Annotated in this window: 2 protein-coding genes; both read right to left on the bottom strand. The window is 77.7% G+C overall.

Annotated features, from left to right (window positions below; translation table 11 throughout):
- The coding region (locus ACTUAL_RS09500; RefSeq protein ID WP_440899997.1) for a hypothetical protein at nt 1-880 on the bottom strand (880 nt) is incomplete at its 3' end.
- Nucleotides 873-1,979, bottom strand: a complete 1,107-nt coding sequence (locus ACTUAL_RS09495; RefSeq protein WP_440899996.1) for a sensor histidine kinase — start codon at nt 1,977-1,979, stop codon at nt 873-875. The genes ACTUAL_RS09495 and ACTUAL_RS09500, both read right to left, overlap by 8 nt.
- Between the last annotated feature and the right edge of the window lie 86 nt (nt 1,980-2,065).

Raw genomic sequence — 2,065 nt, 5'->3', positions numbered from 1 at the left:
CCTGGGGCACCGGCACCGCCGCCCCGCTGACCGCCAGCGACACCGCGACCCCGCGCCGCTCGGCGACGTCCACGCACGCGGTCACCTCGTGCACCAGCGGGTCGGGCACGTCGTCGTTCTCGGCGAACAACCTGCGCAGCTGGGTCGCGGCGAGCGAGCAGCGCAGCCGGGTGTCCGCGTCGCGCGGGTCGAGCACCCCGTCGGCGAGGTCGGCGAGCAGCGGCAGGGTCGCGCCGAGCTGGCCCGCGAAGCCCGCGCGCAGGTCCAGCTCGGACTGCCTGGCGAGCGCGGCGCGGGTGGCGGCGCGCTCCTGCTCGGCGGCGGCCTCGGCGGCCTGGCGGGAGCTGCGGTGCAGCACGCGGGTGATCCACAGGATGGCGAGCTGGAAGCTGGTGACGCTGAGCAGCACCGCGCCCGCCGCGCCGATCTCGACCCGCTTGGGCAGGTCGGCGAGCACGAACTGCACGACGCTGTCGACCACGTGCGCGGCGAACGCGCACAGCAGCAGCGGCACCCGGTCGAGCAGCAGCAGGAGCAGGTGCCAGCCGACCAGCCCGAACGACCAGTGCGGCGCCTGGAAGTGGCCGCCGTCCGGCAGGGCCGCGGTCGCGGTCACCGAGGACGCGAGCACCACGACCACGCCGAGCGCCACCACCGGCGTCGGCAGCGGGCGGCGGGGCGCGACCCACACCGCGCACAGGAGCACGACGGCGGAGAACGCCGCGTAGGCCACCCACGCCGTCGGGGCGTGGTCGTGCACCAGCAGCGGCGGCAGGCACAGGCCGAACTGGAGCACGCCGGTGACGCACAGCAGCAGCAGGCGCACGTTGGCGACCACCCGGTCGGCGACCTCCTGCGGTGGCGGCGGGGCCTCAGCCACGGGTGTCCTCCCCGTCCCAGGTCAGCCGCACGAGGGTGCCCGCGCCCGGCCGCGAGCGCACCTCTGCGCGCCCGCCGACGGCGGCCATCCGCTCTACCAGCGAGCCTCGGATGCCGCGCCGGTGCCCCGGCACCGCGCCGGGGTCGAACCCGCGCCCGTGGTCGCGCACCTCCACCAGCACCCCGCCGCTCCCCCGCGCCCGCACCACCAGCTCGGCGGACTCGACGCCCGCGTGCCTCTCCACGTTCACCACCGCCTCGCGCACCGCCCTGACCAGCGCCAGCGCCACCCCGGTCGGCACGAGGGCGTCCTCGAACCGGGTGTCGAACCGCACCGGGCCGCGCTCGACGAGCGCCCGCAGCGAGGACCCGACGTCCACCACCCCGCCCGCCTCGCCGCCGCCGGGCGCGGTGAGCACGGCGAGGTCGCGCCGCGCGTAGCCTGCGACCTCGTCGGGGTCGCCGCCGTGCACCGCGACGACCAGGAACGTCGCCGACGCGGTGTCGTGCAGCAGCGCCAGGTACTCGCGCTCCTGCCTGCGCCGCTGCACCGCCAGCGCCTCGGCCCGCTCCAGCGCGGCCCGCTCGGCGCGCAGCCGGTCGACGCGGCCGGTGGAGCGCCGCAGCAGCTCGAACGCCAGCCGCGCCAGCACGCACTCGACCACGACCCGCAGCACCGCCGCGCCACCGCCCTCGCCGCCGACCAGGTAGACGGCGAGCAGGGCGGCGGTCGCGGGCACGGTCACCTTCGGCGACCACTCCCACTGCAGGGTGATCGCGGTGGTGGTGAGGACGTTGAGGGCCCACTGGCTCGACGGGTCCTGGGTGGCGCACACCGCGCCCGCCCGCGCGACGGCGAACACGAACGCCAGCGCCGCGCCGCGCCCGGTGACCGCGCTCCAGCAGTCCACGACCGCGCCGAGCAGCACCAGGCCGAACAGCGCGAACGCCAGGGGCAGGCGCGCGTCGGGCACGGACAGCACGCCGAACGAGCTCAGCAGCACCAGCCCGACGCCGCGCACGGGTCCGGCGACCCTGGCGACGACGTCGAGGACGTCCCCCTCGACCTGGCCGGGGGCGGGACGGGCGCGCCCGGTCACGCGGCCGGGGTCCGTTCGGGGCGGGTCCACGCGGCGCCGGACACCGGGGCGCGCGCCCCGTGAACGACAGCGGCGACGCTGCGCGG

This window comes from Actinosynnema sp., assembly GCF_052038725.1.
This window is presented reverse-complemented; position numbering and strand designations above follow the sequence as displayed.